Source organism: Gayadomonas joobiniege G7, assembly GCF_000300815.1.
GTDB classification, from domain to species: domain Bacteria; phylum Pseudomonadota; class Gammaproteobacteria; order Enterobacterales; family Alteromonadaceae; genus Catenovulum; species Catenovulum joobiniege.
Map to the genome: position 1 here is coordinate 456860 of NZ_AMRX01000007.1, position 21341 is coordinate 478200.

The following is a 21341-nucleotide window of genomic DNA, read 5'->3' on the forward strand; positions in this document are numbered from 1 at the left end:
TTTATTCCTTAGCGCCCTTGCCCAATCTGTAAAGTTCTTGAAAGCATTTTTTTGGCATTGTCAGCAATTTGAATGTTAGTTTGATAAGCCCGTGAGGCGGAGATCATATTTGCCATCTCCTCCATTACATTCACGTTAGGTTTATAGATATATCCTTTTTCATCCGCCATGGGATGATTTGGATTATATTCAATATTCAACGGTTTATTGCTTTCAACAATACCTTTTACCTCAACACCCACGCTCGACGCACCTTCTAAGTTAGATTCAGCCCGGCTCATCTGAGCGGCAAATACAGGCTGACGTGAGCGATACGTTTGCTCCACCGACGAACTCACACTGTTGGCATTCGATAAATTACTGGCGGTTGTATTTAAACGTACCGATTGAGCTCGCATCGCCGAACCAGATACATCAAAGACATTAAATAAACTCATTAGGCTTGCCCTCCGGTAATGGCTTTTTTAAGGCCAGTAATTTTGTCTGTTAAAAACTGCACGCTTGCGTTATAACGTAACTGATTTTGTAAAAATTCGTTACGTTCCGCTTGCAATTCAACCGTATTACCGTCACCGGTATCTGCTTGAGTCGGCACACGGTACGAGAGACCATCATTAATTTGTGACTGACCGGCTATATGTTTATCACTGGTCCGCTCTAGTGCATTCGTATAATGGCGGCTTGCCCCAGCCATCGCTGTTTTAAAATCAAAATCTCTGGCTTTGTAGCCCGGGGTATCTGCGTTTGCAATATTACTTGCAAGTATTTCTGAACGCTCGGTTCGCAGTTGAATAGCGCGACTTTGCACGCCCATATAACTATCTAAAGAAATCGCCATAAATTTGTCTCCTCAGCTCTATGCTAAAGATAATGCAAATTGAATGCCAAATAAAAAACAGCAAACAACTTTTGCTTTTTATAACAAATTCAATGAATTAGGAAAGGTTGGATTTTTGGCACTGATATAGAGGCAAGCTTTTGCCACTATATCAGCGGCAATATTAAGCCAGTCGGTATACTATTCCAGGGTTGCAACGCTGCATTTTAAACGGACTATCAAAACCAGAAATAGATTCTGATGCGCCTAAAAACAGATAACCATTTGGGTTAAGAGATTGGGCTAATTGATTCAGAATTTTTTGTTTATTCTGAGGTGAAAAATAAATTAAAACATTGCGGCAAAATATAACATCAAACTTGCCCAGCAGGGCGTACGAATCCAACAAATTAAGGTGGCGAAAATCGACCATTTGGCGTACTTTTGATGTTACCCGCATCGCCCCTGGTTTTTCCGCCGGTTCAAAAAAACGCTGTTTGCGTTCTAAACTTAAGCCCCGCGCTAACGCCAATGGTTCGTATTCGGCTTTTTTGCATTGGGCTATCATTTGATTAGAAATATCCGTCCCCAATACACGTACATTTATTGGTCGTCTAAGCTGATTTTGACGCTCTAATGCAGTCATCGCGATAGAATAAGCTTCTTGTCCAGAAGACGCAGCTGCAGACCAGACTTTAAGTGATCCCGTGCGCTGCGCAAATTCAGGTAAAATAGTGTCGCCGAGTACATTAAACGGGTAACTATCCCTAAACCAAAGGGTTTCATTGGTCGTCATCGCATCGACGACTGCAAGCCTGAGCTCTCGTTCGCGGACCGACATAGCCCGATTAATTAAATCGCTTAAACTAGTGGCATTAAAAGTGACAAGCAAAGGCGACAGGCGGCTTTTAACTAAATATTGTTTGTTTTCGCCAAGCAAAATGCCGCACTGGTGTTCTAAAAAACGGCAGAATTTTTCATAATCCGCCGCTCGGATCGATTTATCCAGCACTCGATACCTCTATTCAGCGACTAGCCATTTTTGGGTGATAGCAGCTAACTCATCTGGGTTAAACTTAGCAATAAAATCATCTGCACCGACTTTTTCAACCATTGCATGGTTAAAAACACCACTTAACGAGGTATGTAAAATCACCTTTAAATCTCTCAACTTAGGATCATTTTTAATTTCAGCGGTCAGGGTGTAACCATCCATCTCAGGCATTTCAATATCTGATATTAATAAAGGCACTTGATCTATGACATTACCCGTTTCAGCTGCGATTTCACGCAAACGTTTAAGTGCTTCACTACCATTTTTGGTCAATTCCATTTCGATACCCAAATTCATCAGTGCTTTTTTAACCTGATTGCGGGCAACCGATGAATCATCGGCTATCAAGATCTTTTTATTTAAAAAGACACTTTTATCCGGCTGTTGCGCTTTCACATTATCGCTCACATCAGTACTAACCGGAGAAATTTCGTAAAGGATCTTTTCGACATCCAATATTTCAACAAGCTCTTTGTCAACCTCGGTCACCGCTGTTAGATAGCTAAACCGCCCTGCACCTTGAGGCGGAGGCATGATAGATTCCCAATTGATATTAATGATTCGTTCTACCGAAGAGACTAAAAATCCTTGTACTGAGCGATTGTATTCTGCGATCACTATAAAACAATTGCTGGTATCATCAATTGGCCGCCCGCCTGTGGCTAAGCTTAGATCTATCACTGAAATGGTTTGCCCACGAATATGTGCAACCCCTTTAATAAAAGGATTGCGTTTGGGTAAAGCGGTCAGTTTTGGACACTGCAATACTTCTCGTACTTTAAACACGTTAATGCCAAAGCGTTGGCGCCCCTGCAGGCGAAATAATAATAATTCTAGGCGGTTTTGCCCCACCAATTGGGTTCTTTGGTTTACGGAATCAAGTACTCCGGCCATTTTTTTCTCCAGCGTATTTACGGCACAGTATTTGCCTATTACCACTCATATAAATTTAGGCAAACGGAAAATTGACGCTTGCAATACATTTATAACTCTTTTTATCGCTTAAGCATAGTATTCTAGAACAGAAAGGTGAAACTTATGAACCGGATAATAAAACAGTTAGGGGTCTTTTTTATCCTTTTTCCTCATTTGGCCGCAGCAGTCACTTATAGCAGAGACGACATTCAAGATCTGGCAGAGCGCCATGCGCTTTCTGTTTACCCAAGTCAAAGCGAAGAAAACTTAAAAGCGCAAGCAGCACAGATTGATACCCGCATTAAAATACAACCCTGTCAGGACGAATTAAGCGCAGCGATTCCAAATTTAAACCCCTACTCCAGCAATATGACAGTCAAAATAAGCTGTAATGATAACAATGGCTGGACTTTATATGTACCGGTGCAAGTCAAAATAATGACACCTGTCGTGATTGCCAATGGCTATATCGAAGCAGGAAAAACGATCACTATGAACGATGTCAGTTTGTCTGAAGTCGCTAAAAACCGGACCCGAAATGGCTATATCAGTGATATAAACAGTTTAATTGGCAGTAAGAGTAAACGGCAAATCCGCGCTGGAGAAATTTTGCAAAGTCGCAATATTTGTTTTGTATGTGCCGGAGAACTGGTTACAATAGAAGCAAGTAACGCAGGGTTGTCGGTAAAAGCCGTCGGGATCGCGCTAAATGATGCAGCCATTGGCGAAACTGTACAAGTGCGTAACCGAGCATCTAGTCGTATTGTTCATGGTCGTGTAGAGTCTGTTTCTGCGGTCAGAATTTCCCTGTAATTTAACTAAAGTTTTTGTTGCCACCGCCGATATAAAAGCATGTGACAACAATTAGGTATTTATTATGGCTATTAACATTAACACCCTTAATAAACATCTGGCGCAAGCTGGTGCTCAAGAGAGCCAGCAGAGAGCTCAAGGGAATCAAGAACTTAACCAGAATGCAACGCAAAATGCGCAGCGTTCAGGACAGCTTAACAGCTCTCGTCAGGATGCAGTATCGCTGACTCAAACAGCACAAAACCTGAACAACTTAAATAAAAAATCACAATCAACCAGTGGTTTTGATGAAAATAAAGTTGAACGGCTTAAAAAAGCAATTGAAGCGGGTGAGTATAAAGTCGATGCAGAAAAATTGGCTGCTAATATGATCGCAAGCGAAAGCAAATTGTTTGGTTTATAGTAACTAGCCATTAGAGGATTTGGTTATATGCAAACCCAAGTATCAGAGTTATTAAATCGCCAGAAAGAGAGCCTGAAAAATTTGATGGCACTACTAACACGTGAATTAGATGCTTTTAAATTGCGCCAGCCTCAGCAAATCGAAGAATTAAACCAACAAAAAGTGGTTTTATTACAACAGATAGAAAGCTTAGATAAATCGATTGAACAACTGCCTGAACTTGCAGCACTAAAGCAGCAAGATGAGTTTATTGACGCGGTGGCTGAAATTCAGACTTTATTGGCTGATGTTAAAAGCCAAAATCAAATTAATGAGCGTGTCATCCGAACCAGTTTAGGTAACTTACAGCGCTTAAAACAGAAGATTCTGTCATTAAAAAATCACGATGCAATGACTTACGATAAGTTGGGGCAAGCGCAATCACAAACATTAGGCAAAGGCATTAAAGCTTAACAGCCCCACATATAACAACTTACCAGGTTAAGCCCCCTACTTTTTTGAACTGCCAAATTTTCCAACAGCGATTATTTAGCTTGTGTGCTTAGTGTAACCTGTTGGCGCTTATTTAATTTAAACAGATTATCTGTTTTTATTTTCATCTCAGCTTGCGACGAAGCAACTATGTTTTTGTGTTTTACATTAATGAGTCTGGCATTCACTTCTATGCCCTGATTGGTGGGCACATAAGTACCTGATAGAATATATTCAATAGGAAACGAAAATTGCAATTCGTGAGTATCTCGGCTAAATGCAAAATCGCCTTCTTCGGTCACTCGAATTATCCCTGTTGTTTTATAATCAACCACTTCTAAACCCAAACTTTGCATATGATGTAAAAAGCTTTCGGCTATATGTAGTCCTAACAAACTGGTTGTTTCTAGCGTTGAATCTAAAGGCACAAAACTAGTCACAGCAATCGGGGTTTGCGCACTTATATATTTTGCATTTTCGGCCATCTGCCGAGCCATTTTAGCGACATAATCCGATACCCCAGCCATTTGCATTTGTGCATCTTGCGTTTGTTTTTGTTGCAGACTAATGCGTTCACCTGAGCTGGCTTGCCAGTTTTGTTGCTGATTCGGGCCCCTTTTTGTGTATTCACTATTTTGACCAACAACTGACTCTGTATTGCTGCAGGAGGCTGATAAACAGGCTGCGAATATAGATATATAAAATGGTTTCATTCGTTTACCCCTTGGCTCAATAATAATCAGCACTGATTAATTTTTGATTTGGTTGTAAAAACGCGCGAATACGGTAGATGTCGCGCAAATTAAGTTCCATTTCGGTTACATATACACCATCAAGCTGATAGGTTTTAACTACCCTAGCGCCTTGAATCACACCTTGCAAACTTGCCCTGAGGTTTTCATTTTGCAAAGTTAAATCGGCAATATTTTGCTCGGCGGATATTTTTAATCCATGGATTTTTTCACTTAGCGTCCGATACGCATCTAACTTAGACGCTTTAATGGCTTTTATCGTGCGCGCCGCTGACGAGTCTGCAACTTGCTCTGCGACTGGGGCATACCCGACTGCAGAGATAATCATATCTCGGTCGGGTAATTCAGTTTGCCATTGGTGATGTTTTTGTACTTGCACCGGCTCTACTGATAAATGCTGACACCCCACAAGGCTTATACCTGCCAACCCATAACAAAAATGTATTAAATAACTAGGGTATTTCATGGCATCTCCTGGATTCTAATCGGCTCTGGGCCTTGCTGAATACCAGCCGCGCCCGAATACACTTGTCGTTGTGAAACAAAAACGTTACGTGGAATAAATCCACTGGCTGTACCGGCAATTAATTTATTCTCTAACCGGATCAAACGCACATTTACGATGACTCCTTGTTCATGTTCTGTGAGTGTCCCTGACAATAAATAATCTGCATCTGTGCTGTGCTGTAATTGACCAAGATCACGACTCCATATGGACTCAGACTGGCCTTTAAAAATTACCTTTCCAGTCAGCTTATAATCAACCAGATTAAACCCTCTATGTTGCATCTCGTAAATAAAACTATTTTCTAACTGAGCGTTTAAACCTGAAAGCGCCCTTCCCACTGCGTCTTCGGCACTAAGTGTTTGTGCATCAACGAATGGCACCACCATTAAACGGCCGTTAAAGCTTGTTTCTTGTAGCGACAACAGTAGCTCATCAGCCAAACGATAGGTATAAGCCTTTATTGAGTCAGCACTAAACTGTGCCTGTCGTGGGGGTGGTGACGCCTGATCCACTAAGGTTTGATAGCTGTGTGTTTGGGTATAACTACAAGCAGCCAACAAACTAAATAAGCCTAACTGAATTATAATAAGCTGTTTACGCATAATGTGTTCCGTCGGTTAAATGACACCCGGCCGTCAAAATGAATGATGATTAGCAGGTATGCAAAAGCAGTTCCAATTTATGCAACTCGCTCAGAAAGATTGAAAAATAATGGCTTTCGGCAGCTGGATCGGCATTCAATCAAACAAAATGTCAAAGTGGCATAGTTTTGGCTTCAATCTTAAACGGATTATTTAATTAAATTATCTGTCAAATAACCGACTTTTGTTAACCAAGATAGTGACCTTCGCATGCGTATACTTTTATTTTTAAGTTTAATCTTTAACAGCCAATTTGTTTGTGCCACCTGGTACCAGTCATCTGGCTCAGGTTGGATTAATCAAGGCAACGTCCAAGCCGCGCGCAAGCAGGCCATTGAAGAAGCGCTGCAAACCGCTGTGCTACAGTCAGGCGCTACGATTAGCAGCTCTCAACAAGTCAGCAACGGCCAACTCACGCACGATGAATTTCATGTGCGCAGCACTGCAATTGTTAATCAAGTACAAATTTTAGCTGAAAGCACACAAGGCAATCGCTATTCAGTGCAACTTAAAGCGGAGATTTTTTCTGATCAGCGCCAATGTATCAGTTCTGATTATCGTAAAACGCTCTCTTTTTTACCTTTTACGATTAATCATCCTAGGCACGCTCAAGTCGGTGCTTTATATCAGTTAGGTGAAAGTCTCGCTGAGTCGTTTACTGATCATGCGCAACAGTCGAGCCAACATTTTATTGTTCAACCAAGCTTACCAATAACCGTAAATTTAACCAGCCAAACAAGCCGCAGTGAACAGCATAGAGCCCAATTACAGAGCTTAGGCGAGCAAAGTCAAAGTCAATTTTTAGTTTGGGGACAAATAAAAGACATCTCTTTGGGTGAGCGCCCAAATCAATTTAGCAGCTGGTTTAGTGGCGCTGCCCCCACTCGTTACCTAGTTTTGCAATTGAACTTATATGATGCGATCCAGGGACAACATGTTAAACGGCTTAATTATCAGGACCAGGCGCAATGGACGTTTCCACTTGAACAGCGAATAGATCCCTATAGCCGACAGTTTTGGGTATCCGAATATGGTCAGATGTTGAATCAAAAGATCCAGCGAGCAATTGCAGAAATTGATAATTATATGGCCTGCGCGGCCAGTTATGGTCAAGTGATCCGACAACAAAATAATGAAATCACCATGGACATGGGACAACAAAATGGCGTTCGCCTTGGTGATGTTTTTGTATTATATCACCAGCAAACTTTTGCTGACAGACAGGGGCGGTCATATCAGCAGCTCATTCGCAGTGATTTAAAACTCACAGTGACTCAAACCTCAGCTTATACATCAACCTTAACAGGTGAGCAAAAATCACTTTTATTAAATATTCAAGCCGGCGACCTCCTGCTGCCAGCCATGCAAGATACTAATGTTTTTTCAAATAATAAATAGCAATGGTAGTAAAAACTAAACTCGGGGCTAAAGCGCCTATGATTGGAGAAATATCAAAGACGAGTACAACAGGGCCAAAAATTCGGTTGGTGATAAAAAAGCCAAAACCTGTAATAACTCCCAACAAAATGCGTGCCCCCATTGAAGTGCTACGCAATGGTCCAAAAATAAATGACAAGGCAACTAACATCATCACGGCCACAGTAACTGGCTGAAATAGTTTGCGCCAATAGGCTAATTGATAACGGCTATCGTCTTGCTCATTATTATTTAAATAATCTAAATAATCAGCTAAGTCGGCCAGTGACCAAGCCTCTGGGGTGGCATTTACAACAGTTAATTTGTCTGGACTTATAGGGGTTTGCCAACTACGTTCGGCCAATTCGGTCAGCTTTATTTGTGAATTATCAAGCTCAGTTAAACGCACATTTTGCATCTGCCATTGATCATTTTGATATTTGGCCAGCTCAGCATAAATCACTTTAGATAAATGCAGTTGTGGCGAAAATTCGTATACAGTGACCCCTTGCAACTCGTTGCTATCATTTGCATCGGCCACATGAACAAAACTAGTACCATCTTTAAGCCACATAGCTTGCGGTTTTAACGATGTTTGCTGACCGTATAAAGCATTATCTCTGACTGTTTCAGCTTTTATTTCTAATTGTGGCGCGATCCATTGGCCAATCACAACCACAATAGCGACCATTAACATGGTGGTTTTCATCGCTGATTTAACGATTTGCAACTTAGACATACCCGCAGCTTGCATAACAATCAGCTCGCTGTTTGAAGCCAATGCCCCAAGGCCCAAAAGGCCGCCTAACAGAGCGCCCATTGGAAAATAAATTTCAATATCGCGGGCGACCGAAAAAACCACAAAGAGGGCCGCTTCTGACATCCCATAGTCATTTCGTCCTACGTATCTCAGCTGCTCCACAAACCGAATCAAACCGCTTAGCGCGGTTAACGTAAAGACAGAAAAAAATGTTGCGCTCGCAATCGAACGACCAATGTATAAATCCAGCAGCTTTATCATGCTCTAGCAGGTCTTCTTTTTAAACTGTTTAATAAGCGACGGCCCATAGTACGCTCTGTGGTAAACAAATAAGCCGCATAAATAAAAGCACCGGCATGTATCCACCAAACCCCGATACGAGGTGGGATTTTACCGTCTTCCATTGCCGATTTTCCGGCCATTAGTAGTAAAAAATAACAAAGATATATTGCGAAAGCCGGCACCAACTTAGCATATTTTCCTTGCCTTGGCCGGACTCTTGCCAAGGGGACCGCGATCATAGCGACAATGATGACACTAATCGGCAGCGAAATACGCCATTGTAACTCGGCAATGCGTTCAATTTCCTGTGAGCCCCATAATTCTGTTGTGGGTACCGCCATGATCCGCAATCTTTGTTCTTCTAGAGTACGTTCTTTGATGATCATGCTATAGCCTTCAAAGTCGGTAATTTGATAGTTCTGCGCCGCAGTTGAACCTTGATATACAGTACCATTATGCAAAAATAATTTTTCACTGCCATCTGCCATAGTGGCTACCGAACCCTGGTTGGCATATACCAAATCAAAGCGGTTAGCATTGGCCTCAGATGGACTGACTTGCGCCACAAACACCCGATCCAGCAAATCTTTTTCAGGGTCATTATCGTGCACAAAGATCACTGCTTTTTTATTGCTGGATTCTTTAAACTGACCAGGGATTAAGCTGGAGATCCCTACATTAGCCCGGATCTCTTCCCGTAAATTTTCCCGCTCCTGATACGCCGCAGGGGTCCAATATAATGCAAAAAACCCGGTAATTAACGCAATAATAACGGCTAAGGTTAAGGTTACTCGAGTAACATACCACTCGCTGATACCACAGGCTTTTAATACCGTCATTTCGCTGTCGGCATACATTTCACCATGCGCTAAAAAAATACCAATAAAAAGGCTTAAAGGGAGTATTAAACCAGCTAACGAAGGCAAACTCAGCGACAACATGCTTAAAACCAAATCTGTTGGCACAGCACCATCCATCGCATCATCTAACACCCGCATCAGGGTTTGCGAAGAGAAAATTGCCAGTAAGACACTAAACACAGCAAACTGGGCTTTAAAAGTTTCGGCGAAAATATAGCGGAAAATGATCAAGGCAATACCCGTATTTATTGTATTTTGCTGCAATTTTTTCAAAATTTGAGTAAACTCGGTGTTTTAATAACAAAACTCTCAAAACAGCGACTCATAATTTGCAGCTTTAGTTCGCTTTATTATGGCTAATTTTTAAATTGTAACCGAAAATTACAATTAATCAGAGTATTAAGTGACGCTAAATGATTAATCACAGCGAGACGCTTAAATTAAAAACAGGAGTGAGCATGGAATTTAGTGTAAAAAGTGGCATTGCCGAAAAACAACGCAGCGCCTGTATCGTCATTGGTGTATTTGAACCTCGCCGATTATCTGCTGTTGGCGAGCAATTAGATAAAATCAGTGAAGGTTATCTGAGCAACTTGCTGCGCCGCGGCGATTTAGAAGGTAAATCCGGTCAGGTTTTATTACTTCATCATGTGCCAAATATATTAAGCGAACGTGTTTTATTAGTCGGCTGTGGCAAAGAGAGAGAGTTAGACGAACGCCAATATAAACAAATTATCACTCGCACCATTAATACGTTAAACGAAACAGGCTCAATGGAAGCTGTTTGTTTTTTACCTGAATTACATGTTAAAGGTCGTGATACCTACTGGAAAGTTAGGATGGCGGTTGAGAGTACTCATGACAGCCTGTATCAATTTAATCAATTAAAAAGTAAAAAAGGTGAAACCCGTCGTCCACTAAGAAAGCTGGTATTTAACGTGCCGACCAGACGAGAGTTAGGCATAGGGGAAAAAGCCATCGAACACGGCTTAGCAATTGCCAATGGCAAAAAAGTATGTCGCGATGTCGCCAATATGCCACCTAATATTTGCAACCCGGCCTATTTAGCAGAACAAGCAAGTGAATTAGCCAAGCAATATGACAGCATAAATACCAAATTAATTGGCGAAGCCGAGATGGAAAAGCTCGGAATGGGTTCTTATTTAGCTGTGGGTCGCGGTTCCGAAAACGAATCTATCATGTCATTAATTGAATATAAAGGCAGTCACGATGAGCAAGCGCCGATTGTTTTAGTTGGCAAAGGATTAACATTTGATACGGGCGGCATTTCATTAAAACCAGGTGCTGCAATGGATGAAATGAAATACGACATGGGCGGCGCTGCGTCTGTATTAGGCACTATGCATGCATTGGCTGAACTAAACTTACCTATTAACGTAGTGGGTGTGTTAGCTGGCTGCGAAAATATGCCAGATGGACGCGCTTATCGGCCGGGTGATGTGTTAACCACTATGTCGGGGCAAACAGTTGAAGTATTAAATACTGATGCCGAAGGGCGTTTAGTTTTATGTGACGCATTAACTTATGTAGAACGATATAATCCAGAAGCTGTGATTGATGTCGCCACTTTAACTGGCGCTTGTGTAATTGCCTTAGGCCATCATGCAACTGGCTTGATGAGTACACATAACCCACTTGCTCATGACCTATTGAATGCTTCTGAGCATTCAGGCGATCGCGCATGGCGGTTACCCGTATGGGACGACTATCAAGAGCAGTTAGAAAGTCCGTTTGCTGATATGGCCAATATCGGTGGCCGTCCAGCTGGTAGTATTACGGCAGCCTGTTTTTTATCACGCTTTACCCGAAAATATAACTGGGCGCATTTAGATATTGCTGGAACGGCTTGGCAGTCGGGCAAAAATAAAGGTTCGACAGGTCGGCCTGTTCCTTTATTAACCCAATATTTAATAGAACGTGCTGAAACACAAAATAACAACTAATGGCAGCTCAAGTTACTTTTTATTTATTGCCAGAAGAGGGCTCGCCAGGCGGGCCCTCTTCTGCTCAGCTATATGCTTGCCAGTTAGCATCAGAGTATTACCGAAAACGGCAAAGCCTATTCATTTATTGTGCTGGGCAAACACAAGCTGAGCAAATAGACGAATTGTTATGGCAATTTGATCCAGCTCGGTTTGTCCCACATCAATTACAAGGCGAAAAAAGTCGCAAGCGACCGCCGGTTGAAGTGGGTTATCAGGCCTCTCAACAAGGCTTCCACATACTAATAAACCTGACTGATGAGGTTCCTGAATTCGCAGGCCAATTCCGTCAGATATTTGACTTTGTGCCTGCCGATAATAGCGGCAAAGAAAAAGCACGTAGCAGATATAAAAATTATCGTGCGGCAGGGTATGAGTTAACCACTCAACCTGCCCAGTTTGCACCTACAGAAACAGAGTAAACACAGACGTTATGGACACTAAATTTAATCCATCAAATATAGAACAAGCTTTATATCAAGCTTGGGAAGAAAAAGGTTATTTCAAACCTGCTGGGCAAGGTGATGCGTATTGCATCATGATCCCACCACCAAATGTCACAGGCAGTCTACATATGGGCCATGCTTTCCAACAGACCATCATGGATGCCTTGACTCGTTACAAACGTATGGATGGCCATAACGCTTTATGGCAAATGGGTACAGACCACGCTGGTATCGCCACTCAGATGGTGGTTGAGCGAAAGTTAGCTGCTGAAGGCCAGCCAGACCGGCATCAATTAGGTCGTGAAAAATTTATCGATAAAGTTTGGCAATGGAAAGAAGAATCTGGCGGTACTATTACTCGGCAAATGCGCCGCTTAGGCAACTCGCTTGATTGGACTCGCGAACGTTTTACGATGGATGATGGTTTATCCAATGCGGTTAAAGAAGTTTTTGTACGCTTATATCAAGACGATCTTATCTACCGCGGTAAACGTTTAGTCAACTGGGATCCTAAACTGCAAACAGCCATTTCAGATTTAGAAGTTGAAAACAAAGAAAAACAAGGCTCAATCTGGCATCTTAGATATCCGCTTGCTGATGGGGCGGTGACTAAAGACGGCAAAAACTACTTGGTTGTTGCGACCACTAGACCAGAAACCATGTTGGGTGATACGGCCGTAGCCGTCAACCCTGCCGATGAGAGATATCAAGCTTTAGTCGGTAAAGAAATTATTTTACCACTTGTTAATCGTCGTATTCCAATTATCGCAGACGATTATGTTGATCAAGAATTTGGTACCGGCTGCGTAAAAATCACACCAGCACACGATTTTAACGATTATGATGTAGGTAAACGAAACAACCTGCCAATGGTCAATGTATTAAGCCCAACCGCAGAAGTTGTGGCTCAGGGTGAAGTATATTATGCCGACGGCACAGCAAACAATGAGTTTAGTGCAGACATACCAGCCGATTTACAAGGCTTAGATCGTTTTGCAGCGAGAAAAGCCATTGTTGAGCAATTTGAAGCGGCTGAATTATTAGAAAAAATTGAACCTCATACCAATAAAACGCCGTACGGCGATCGCTCCGGTGTCGTCATTGAGCCTTATTTAACTGATCAATGGTATGTGCGTGTTGAGCAAATGGCTAAAACAGCCACCGAAGCAGTTGAAAACGGTGATATTCAGTTTGTGCCTAAACAGTATGAGAATATGTATTTTAGCTGGATGCGAGACATTCAAGACTGGTGTATCAGCCGCCAACTTTGGTGGGGACACAGGATCCCAGCTTGGTACGATGAACAAGGTCAGGTTTATGTGGGTCGGGACGAAGCAGAAGTTCGCAAGCAATATCAGCTTGATGATACGGTTGCACTAAAACAAGATGATGACGTTTTAGATACTTGGTTCTCGTCAGCACTTTGGACCTTTTCGACCCTTGGCTGGCCAGATAATACTGAAGATTTAAAAACTTTCCATCCGACCGATGTGTTAGTTACAGGTTTTGATATTATCTTCTTCTGGGTTGCGCGCATGATCATGATGACGATGCACTTTATCAAAGATGAAAATGGCAAACCTCAAGTACCTTTTAAAACCGTTTACGTCACAGGCCTGATTAGAGATGATGAAGGCAATAAAATGTCTAAATCAAAAGGTAATGTGATCGACCCATTAGATATGATTGATGGTATCAGCCTAGACGATTTAATTGAAAAGCGTACCGGTAATATGATGCAGCCTAAGTTGGCCGCTAAAATTGAAAAACGCACCCGTAAAGAGTTTGCTGACGGTATCGAGGCGCATGGAACTGACGCCTTGCGTTTCACCTTAGCCGCACTCGCTTCAACCGGCCGTGATATCAACTGGGACATGAAGCGTTTAGAAGGGTACCGTAATTTCTGTAATAAACTATGGAACGCAAGCCGTTATGTATTAATGAATACTGAGGGCCAAGATTGTGGTCAAGACGGCGGCGAACTTGATTATTCGCTGGCGGATAAGTGGATTTTAGGTCGTCTGCAACAAACAGTGCAAAGTGTACGTGGTCATTTTGATCAGTATCGCTTTGATCTACTTGCGCAGAATCTGTATGAATTTACTTGGAACCAGTTCTGCGACTGGTACTTAGAACTCACGAAACCGGTATTAAATAGTGGTAGCGAAGCTCAGCAAAGAGCGACGCGAAAAACTCTAGTAACGGTTTTAGAAACGTTATTGCGTTTAATGCATCCTGTAATGCCGTTTATCAGTGAAGAAATTTGGCTAAAAGTCGCCCCACTCGCTGGCGTTAACGCAAGCACCATCATGTTACAACCTTTCCCTAGTTTCCAAGCTGATAAAATAGACGAAAGCGCAATTGCGGATGTTGAGTGGTTAAAAACCTTTATTTTAGGGGTGCGTAATATTCGTGGTGAAATGAATATCTCGCCCAATAAACCACTTTCTGTGCTGGTTAAAAATGTATCCACAAGCGATCAAAACATCTTAGATCAAAACGACAGCTTTTTACGTTCGCTCGCTAAACTGGATGACATTAAGGTGTTAGCGGACGATCAAAAAGGCCCTGCTTCCGCCACTGCGTATGTTGGCGATATGGCTATTTTAATTCCAATGGCTGGTTTAATTGACAAAGACGCTGAATTAGCACGGCTGAAAAAAGCGATTGATAAAAATGAAAAAGATCTGCAGCGTGTTGCAGGCAAATTAAAAAATGAAAAATTTGTCAATAATGCACCGGCCGCTGTGCTGCAAAAAGAAAAAGACAAGCAGGCTGAGTTTGAGCAAGCTTTAAACAAACTTAAACAGCAATATGACGAGATCTCAGCGCTGTAATTATATTAACTCGACAAATAACAGGTCACTTCATTGAGGTGACCTGCTTTTAATGTATCAATTACGCCCCTACCAACAGCAAGCCGTTGATGCCTGTATCGATCATTTTAAAAGCAGTGAATCGTCTGCGGTTATCGTATTACCCACTGGAGCCGGTAAAAGTTTAGTCATTGCAGAGCTCGCCAGACGCGCTCGTGGCCGTATTTTAGTTTTAACCCATGTTAAAGAGCTGGTCGCGCAAAACTTTGAAAAATATGCTCATTTTTCCGATAATGCTGGCATTTATGCAGCTGGCTTAAAACAAAAAAATAACCAAGCCCAAGTCACTTTTGCCAGTATTCAATCCGTTGCGCCCAACTTGGCAGATTTTAACCAGTGTTATTCGCTGTGTATTATCGACGAATGCCACCGCATTAGTGTGCAAAATGGCGAGCACAAGAGCCAATATCAAAAAGTATTAAATAAACTTAAAACACTCAACCCGAAATTGCGTGTTTTAGGCTTAACCGCAACACCCTATCGGCTCGGCAGCGGCTGGATATACCGCTACCACTATTATGGTTTTGCACGCAGCGAACAGGCGGCCCAGTTTGAGAAGTGTATTTTTGAGCAGCCGTTAGCGGCAATGATCAAACAAAACTACCTGACCGCGCCCAAACTGGTAAATGCCGCAACCGAGCAATACGACTTTTCGTCTTTGCCTAGTAATACATTTGGTGAATATCCTAAACAAGCACTCAACCAACTGTTAAGCGAATGTCCACGGGTGACCGAAGCGATATGCAGGCAGATTGTTAAGTTATCACAATCACGTCAAGGCGTGATGGTCTTTGCAGCGACCGTTGAACATGCCGAGGAAGTATACAGGTATCTAAGTAATGCCGGCATGAGCGCGGCACTAATCACAGGCGGCACAGAGCATACAGTCAGAGACCAGCAAATCGAAGCATTTAAGCACAAACAGCTAAAATTTATCGTCAACGTTTCTGTTTTAACTACTGGTTTTGATGCCCCCCACGTTGATTTTATTGCTATTTTAAGACCTACCCAATCAATTAGTTTGTACCAGCAAATTGTTGGTCGCGGACTGCGATTGGCCGAAGGTAAAAAAGATTGCCTGATCATGGATTATGCTGGCAATGATTTTGACATTTTTTACCCTGAAGTGGGCAGTCCTAAACCCAATAAAGATACTCAGCCGGTGCAGGTAGAATGCCCTGAATGTGGTTTTGCTAACATCTTTTGGGGCAAAGTGGACGCTGACGGCGACTTGATAGAACATTATGGGCGCCGCTGTTGGGGGTTAATTAATGAGGATCCCCCCCTGCAATGCAGCTTTCGCTTTAAATACAAACAATGCCCAGAGTGCAATCAACAAAATGACATAGCCGCTCGTAAATGCCAACACTGCCGGTACATTTTAGTGGACCCAGATGAACAGCTAAAAGCAGCATTGCAATTAAAAGATGCTAAAGTGCTCAGAGTCGCTGGTTTAACCTGCGAAAAAAATCAACATCAGATTAAATTAACCTATCATGGTGAAGATGGAGAAACCCTAAATGAGCGCTTTAATTTAGCTTATAAAAAAAGCCGTGAAATCTTTGAACAAGAATTTATTGGCCGCTGTATTCGCCAGCCAGTGGATTATAACCAGCTACCCTGCCCCGATTTTGTGATTGCCCGAAAACAAAAAAACAGCGGCTGGCAAGTCCGCCAACGGCTGTTTGATTATCAGGGACGTTTTCGTAAAGCCAACCAGCTTTAAAGCTTATCGAGCTCGATTTCGCCCACATTATTAAAAATATGTGTTGGGTTATACGGGTATTCGTCAATAGTTTCTCGTGAACTCACCCCAGACAAAACTAAAATGGTATCCATACCGGCTTCCAAACCACCCACTATGTCAGTATCCATACGGTCGCCGATCATTACCGTATCTTGAGAATGTACGCCCAATTCGTTTTTAGCAATTAACATCATCAACGGATTAGGTTTACCCACCACGTAGGGTTTTTTGCCAGTGGCGATTTCTAACGCAGCCAAAATGGCACCACTCGCTGGTTCTAAACCATTTGGACTGGGATCAGTAATATCTGGGTTTGTCCCAATAAATTGTGCACCATTATTAATTAAACGAGTGGCTGTTTTTAACATGCTGTAATTAAATGAGGTCGTTTTGCCGACAACCACATAATCAGGGTCATTATCGGTAATAGAAAAGCCTAACTTATACAGTTCGCTAACCATACCACCGCCACCGACAACATACACTTTAGCACCAGGCTTCTGGCTATGTAAAAAACGCGCAGTCGCCATGGCTGAAGTGATAAAGTGCTTTTCTTCTAACCCTTCAACCCCTAAAACTTCTAAACGACGGACTAAATCAATTGGCGTTTGCTCGGAGTTATTAGTTAAAAATAAAAATTTAGTATCAGATTCAATTAAACGGGCAACAAACTCTTTAGCCCCAGGAATAAGCTCTTTGCCACGATACAAAACACCATCCATATCAGAAATGACATTTTTCATTAAATAGCTCCTAACAGTAAAAACTTTGCATGATTTTCTGGCAAAAAAGCCAGCATAAATGCTGGCTTTTTATCAATCTTTATTCTAGATCTTCAGCTAAACGCGCTTTTAATTTTGGCAGCGCTTGCTCCAGTTGAGATTTTTTAATTGGAGTTAACGTTTGGTCATTCACTACCATAAGGGTTTTATCTCCTTGGCGAATTAACTCTAGCACATAGGTATTTTTGTCTAACCCAATTTTTTCACTGCTGCTAAATAAGTTAGACCAAAAACCTTTATTGTCACTTTTAACTCGTGCATAAATACGACCTTGGATTTTGTTAACATCTGTCATCACAACATCGTAAAAATCCAATGCTTCAATGACACGGATCCAAGCATGATCATATGGTGCATCAATTAAAAATGCAGGCTCGCCACGCGCTGATTCAGATAACTGAACCTGAATACCACGGACATATTGTACCCGGCGGTTTTCAGCATCTAACCGTAATCGATAATCAAAGTGACCAATGACTCCGTTTAAGGTTTCCGTGGCCAGTGATATATCATCATCTAATAAATACTGATCCAAGTTATCCGTTAATGCTTTGCGTTCAATGAGCTCAACCGTTAAGGATCCTGAGCGGCCATGCGGTTTCATTTTTACCCAAAACCTGAATTTATAAGCTTCAACTTCGTTGCTTTCTTGCCACAACCACCAGCCAGAAGTTTTATGGTAACTAAACCAGCCACTTTCTAAAGCACCCGCTGCTTCACTATAATTTGCGACCGGCACATCATTTTTTTTAAGGTAACCACGCACAGCATTCCAAATTGCCGCTTGCAGATTATCGATATTTTCGTTTTGCTCAAACCAAATGGTGGTTCTAGGGTCTAGCTCATCAATATGGCTACCGGTAACAATAGGTGCAATTAAGCGCGGCGGAAAAATGGACAATTGTTGCCCTTCCGATCCACTAACAGGCCTTTGATGATCAATTCGGTATTCACTAATTTTTGGATCAAAACTTAATGACTGCGGAATTTTAATCGGCTCTGCAGGTGCATAGTCCTGATATTCAAATCCACCATCAATCTGTTTGGGTTTCCCGGCACATGCGGCCAAAAGCACAGTGGCTAAAACGAGCAGGCCACTATGTGTGGTTATTTTTTTAATCATTTATTAAGCCTGTTTCCAATAAAGCTTGTTCGATTACTTTTTGCGAATTTGGTTCCGGCATAGTCAATGGCAAACGGAAAATACAAAAAGGTATTTTTTGCATGCGGTATAGTGCCCACTTCACCGGAACAGGATTTGATTCAACAAACAAGTCTTTATGTAAAACTTGAATACCATCGTCAATCGCTTTTGCTTCATCATATTGACCCTGAGCCGTTAAATCGCAAATTTTTGCACTTTTTTCCGGCGTCAGGTTCGCGGTAACAGAGATCACGCCGTGACCTCCTGCTTTTAAAAACTCGAACGAGGTGGCATCATCGCCGCTTAACAAACTAAAATCTTCCGGCACTAAAGCTTTAATTTGACGCAAGCGTTCAATGCTGCCAGTGGCTTCTTTTATCCCTTGGATTTTAGGATTTTTAGCCAGTTCAGCAACGGTTTCTGGTAATAAATCAACTGCGGTGCGGCCCGGCACATTATATAAAATCTGCGGGATTTCACTACTTTGAGCGATTGCTTCAAAATGTGCTATTAACCCTTTTTGTGAGGGTTTATTGTAATAGGGCGTAACATTTAAAAAAGCATCCAGCTTTAAATGGCTCATTGCCTGAGTCAGTTCAATGGCTTCAGCTGTTGAGTTGGCACCATTACCCGCAACAACTTTTAACCGACCCGCTGCACGGTCAACCACTCGGGTGACCACAGCTAAATGTTCATCAACTGGTAAAGTGGCCGACTCGCCCGTTGTGCCTACGGCTACGATACCATGAGTACCCGCCGCTAAGTGAAAATCGACTAAAGCGTCAAGACTATCAAAATCCACAGTACCATCGGGATTCATCGGTGTAATTAATGCTACTAAGCTTCCTCGGATCATCTATTGCCCCCATAAAATCAAGCCCTCTATGGTAAAGGTGCAGCCAACGAAAGACAATGATTTAACTAAAATTCGATGAAATTTTTGTCGACGAATCGCTAGTAATGATTAGGACTAGCCCTGACAGGTCAATTTGACCTAACATATGCCTTAACACAAGTTCAATTCAAAAACATTAAACAGTAACGAGGTTAAGATGAATACGTTAAAAGCAGGTGATAAAGCGCCAAAATTTGAATTACTCGACCAAAATGGCGAAACAGTGGCACTATCAGAAGTGTTAAAAAGCCATAAAGCACTGGTTTACTTTTACCCGAAAGCCATGACGCCAGGGTGCACGACCCAAGCCTGTAATTTACGTGACAGTGATAAAAAGTTAGCTGAATTGAACGTTAAAGTACTAGGAATGAGCCCGGATCAGCCTGATAAATTAAAAAAATTTGAGCAAAAACATGAGTTAAACTTCACCTTATTATCTGACCCTGAGCATAAAATCGCGGAAGCATTTGGTGTTTGGGGACTAAAGAAGTTTATGGGCAAAGAGTATGACGGTATCCATAGAATCAGTTTTTTAGTGGAACAAGACGGTACTATTAGCCATGTATTTGATAAATTTAAAACCAAAGATCATCATGATGTGGTTATCGCGCATCTTGAAAATAACTAATTGCACCTGTGTTAGCTATCACAAAGGTTCTTCACTGCCAGCAGATGAAAACTGAATGAAGCTAAAAATACGCCAGCTCAGCAAGTGGCTGGCGTATTAACAGACTCTATGAACGGATGGTTTATTGGCCTAAGCGCTTAAAACTAAGGTGGCTCTGTTGCTTAGTCAGTGTTTGATCTGCATGCAAAAGCGTGCCATCGCTCGCTAACCAGCGCACTTTGGTATGATTGCCCGGCAATGTAAAACCGTTAAATTCTGCGTTAATTTTAAATACTTCTTTGCCAATATATGTAAGCGCTGCGGGTAATTCAACTTCGTGTAAGCGGTTTGCCAGAAACGCTTTGTCACCTATGTGTTGGATGCCATCGGGTAATTTTATTTGAGTTAGACGATTGTCTCTAAATGCACTTTCTTCAATCGATGTTAAGCTATCCGGCAGCTCCACACCCATTAAAAAATTAACATTAAATGCACTTTTTTCAATTTTGCTTAAGCCCTCCGGTAACTTCAAGCGCGTGATCCTATTGTTTTGAAATGCAAAGTCTCCAATTTTTTCGACACTACCAGGTAATTCGACCACCATCAAACTATTATCTCTAAACGCACTACTACCGACCGACGTTAGACCGGCTGGCCAAGTGACTCTCGTGATACTATTGGTTGCAAATGCACTTGCACTGATACTAGTTAAACCTTCAGGTAACAAAACTTCAGTAATATTATTAAACTCAAACGCCCCTTCACCAATAAAGTTGAGCTTAGCTGGCAATTTAAGCACCTGAATGCGATTATTTTGAAATGCAAAAGCGCCTATTTTACGTAAACTAGCAGGTAACTCTATGCTGGTGATCCCATCTCCCTGAAACACATGATCACCAATTGCGGTAATTTGATGACCTTTGATCTGAGCTGGAATAATAATATTCGCTTTATAATAAGCCCCATCCGCATCGGTTAACTTAGCAGAGGTTATTGTTCCCTGAGTCACAGTCACGTCGTGCTCTGTTAAGGTATAAGGCTGGCCAGCGTTTGCAGCAAAAGATATTGCGCATAACAAAAAGGGTTTCAACAACAAACTGGTTAACTTCATTTTTAGACTCCAGCTAAAATTTTCAAATTTTGGTGACA

22 protein-coding genes are annotated in these 21341 nt (G+C 41.9%); 9 read left to right on the plus strand and 13 right to left on the minus strand.

The features are described 5' to 3' along the window. Positions 1-8: 8 nt before the first annotated feature. From flgC to C727_RS0114260, 4 genes are all read right to left on the minus strand, one after another. Positions 9-437, minus strand: a complete 429-nt coding sequence (gene flgC / locus C727_RS0114245) for a flagellar basal body rod protein FlgC (RefSeq protein ID WP_017446320.1) — start codon at positions 435-437, stop codon at positions 9-11. Further along, positions 437-838 carry a flagellar basal body rod protein FlgB gene (flgB, locus tag C727_RS0114250; protein ID WP_017446321.1) on the minus strand — a complete coding sequence of 134 codons (402 nt, stop codon included), beginning with the start codon at positions 836-838 and terminating at the stop codon, positions 437-439. The genes flgC and flgB overlap by 1 nt, the downstream gene beginning before the upstream one ends. A 163-nt stretch (positions 839-1001) precedes the next feature. After that, a complete protein-coding gene (locus C727_RS0114255; protein ID WP_017446322.1) occupies positions 1002-1829 on the minus strand; it encodes a CheR family methyltransferase in 828 nt (275 codons plus the stop codon). A gap of 9 nt (positions 1830-1838) precedes the next feature. Next, on the minus strand, positions 1839-2765 hold the full coding sequence (locus tag C727_RS0114260; RefSeq protein WP_017446323.1) for a chemotaxis protein CheV: 927 nt from the start codon (positions 2763-2765) through the stop codon (positions 1839-1841). Between the two features lie 144 nt (positions 2766-2909). Here C727_RS0114260 and flgA point away from each other — a divergent pair, with 144 nt between their 5' ends. From flgA to flgN, 3 genes are all read left to right on the plus strand, one after another. Then, the gene (gene flgA, locus C727_RS0114265; RefSeq protein ID WP_017446324.1) at positions 2910-3599 is read left to right on the plus strand and encodes a flagellar basal body P-ring formation chaperone FlgA; all 690 of its coding nucleotides are present in this window, start codon (positions 2910-2912) and stop codon (positions 3597-3599) included. A 64-nt stretch (positions 3600-3663) separates the two neighbouring features. Continuing rightward, entirely contained in the window at positions 3664-4002 is a 339-nt protein-coding gene (gene flgM / locus C727_RS0114270; RefSeq protein ID WP_017446325.1) for a flagellar biosynthesis anti-sigma factor FlgM, read from the plus strand. A gap of 27 nt (positions 4003-4029) precedes the next feature. Further along, entirely contained in the window at positions 4030-4455 is a 426-nt protein-coding gene (gene flgN, locus C727_RS0114275) for a flagellar export chaperone FlgN (RefSeq protein ID WP_017446326.1), read from the plus strand. 71 nt (positions 4456-4526) lie between these two features. Here the strand turns inward: flgN and C727_RS19150 are convergent, their stop codons facing one another. The 3 genes from C727_RS19150 to C727_RS0114290 are packed head-to-tail and all read right to left on the minus strand — an operon-like array spanning position 4527 to position 6335. Then, positions 4527-5186: a FlgO family outer membrane protein gene (locus C727_RS19150; protein WP_017446327.1), complete on the minus strand. Its 660-nt coding sequence runs from the start codon at positions 5184-5186 to the stop codon at positions 4527-4529. 16 nt (positions 5187-5202) lie between these two features. Continuing rightward, positions 5203-5691, minus strand: a complete 489-nt coding sequence (locus C727_RS0114285) for an LPP20 family lipoprotein (protein WP_017446328.1) — start codon at positions 5689-5691, stop codon at positions 5203-5205. Then, positions 5688-6335: a FlgO family outer membrane protein gene (locus C727_RS0114290; protein WP_017446329.1), complete on the minus strand. Its 648-nt coding sequence runs from the start codon at positions 6333-6335 to the stop codon at positions 5688-5690. The genes C727_RS0114285 and C727_RS0114290 overlap by 4 nt, the downstream gene beginning before the upstream one ends. A 249-nt stretch (positions 6336-6584) precedes the next feature. On the opposite strand from C727_RS0114290, the gene C727_RS0114295 reads away from it, so the two are divergent. Further along, positions 6585-7772 carry a flagellar assembly protein T N-terminal domain-containing protein gene (locus C727_RS0114295; protein WP_017446330.1) on the plus strand — a complete coding sequence of 396 codons (1188 nt, stop codon included), beginning with the start codon at positions 6585-6587 and terminating at the stop codon, positions 7770-7772. On the opposite strand, the gene lptG is transcribed toward C727_RS0114295, so the two are convergent. Both lptG and lptF read right to left on the minus strand, forming a co-directional pair. Then, complete coding sequence (lptG, locus tag C727_RS0114300; RefSeq protein ID WP_017446331.1) at positions 7747-8811, minus strand: LPS export ABC transporter permease LptG; 1065 nt, start codon at positions 8809-8811, stop codon at positions 7747-7749. The two genes, C727_RS0114295 and lptG, sit on opposite strands and share 26 nt — an antisense overlap. Continuing rightward, positions 8808-9965 (minus strand): LPS export ABC transporter permease LptF, encoded by a 1158-nt coding sequence (lptF, locus tag C727_RS0114305; RefSeq protein ID WP_017446332.1) that lies wholly within the window; start codon positions 9963-9965, stop codon positions 8808-8810. Before lptF ends, lptG begins: the two co-directional genes overlap by 4 nt. Before the next feature lie 185 nt (positions 9966-10150). On the opposite strand from lptF, the gene pepA reads away from it, so the two are divergent. Genes pepA through radD form a run of 4 tightly spaced genes read left to right on the plus strand, consistent with a single transcriptional unit; the run spans position 10151 to position 16743 of the window. Beyond that, positions 10151-11656 (plus strand): leucyl aminopeptidase, encoded by a 1506-nt coding sequence (gene pepA / locus C727_RS0114310; RefSeq protein ID WP_017446333.1) that lies wholly within the window; start codon positions 10151-10153, stop codon positions 11654-11656. Next, positions 11656-12117 carry a DNA polymerase III subunit chi gene (locus tag C727_RS0114315; protein WP_017446334.1) on the plus strand — a complete coding sequence of 154 codons (462 nt, stop codon included), beginning with the start codon at positions 11656-11658 and terminating at the stop codon, positions 12115-12117. The genes pepA and C727_RS0114315 overlap by 1 nt, the downstream gene beginning before the upstream one ends. Before the next feature lie 11 nt (positions 12118-12128). Then, positions 12129-14978 (plus strand): valine--tRNA ligase, encoded by a 2850-nt coding sequence (locus C727_RS0114320; protein ID WP_017446335.1) that lies wholly within the window; start codon positions 12129-12131, stop codon positions 14976-14978. A gap of 52 nt (positions 14979-15030) precedes the next feature. Beyond that, positions 15031-16743: a DNA repair helicase RadD gene (gene radD / locus C727_RS0114325; protein ID WP_017446336.1), complete on the plus strand. Its 1713-nt coding sequence runs from the start codon at positions 15031-15033 to the stop codon at positions 16741-16743. On the opposite strand, the gene C727_RS0114330 is transcribed toward radD, so the two are convergent. The 3 genes from C727_RS0114330 to dapA form a co-directional block, all read right to left on the minus strand. Further along, entirely contained in the window at positions 16740-17507 is a 768-nt protein-coding gene (locus C727_RS0114330) for an HAD-IIA family hydrolase (RefSeq protein WP_017446337.1), read from the minus strand. The two genes, radD and C727_RS0114330, sit on opposite strands and share 4 nt — an antisense overlap. 79 nt (positions 17508-17586) lie before the next feature. Then, positions 17587-18669 (minus strand): outer membrane protein assembly factor BamC, encoded by a 1083-nt coding sequence (gene bamC / locus C727_RS0114335; RefSeq protein WP_017446338.1) that lies wholly within the window; start codon positions 18667-18669, stop codon positions 17587-17589. Beyond that, complete coding sequence (gene dapA / locus C727_RS0114340) at positions 18662-19546, minus strand: 4-hydroxy-tetrahydrodipicolinate synthase (RefSeq protein WP_017446339.1); 885 nt, start codon at positions 19544-19546, stop codon at positions 18662-18664. Before dapA ends, bamC begins: the two co-directional genes overlap by 8 nt. Positions 19547-19742: 196 nt before the next feature. Between dapA and bcp the strand changes: the two genes are divergently transcribed. Continuing rightward, positions 19743-20213, plus strand: coding sequence for a thioredoxin-dependent thiol peroxidase (gene bcp / locus C727_RS0114345; RefSeq protein WP_017446340.1), 471 nt, complete (start codon positions 19743-19745; stop codon positions 20211-20213). A gap of 121 nt (positions 20214-20334) precedes the next feature. Here the strand turns inward: bcp and C727_RS18620 are convergent, their stop codons facing one another. Next, complete coding sequence (locus C727_RS18620; RefSeq protein ID WP_155949269.1) at positions 20335-21303, minus strand: leucine-rich repeat domain-containing protein; 969 nt, start codon at positions 21301-21303, stop codon at positions 20335-20337. Positions 21304-21341 lie beyond the last annotated feature (38 nt).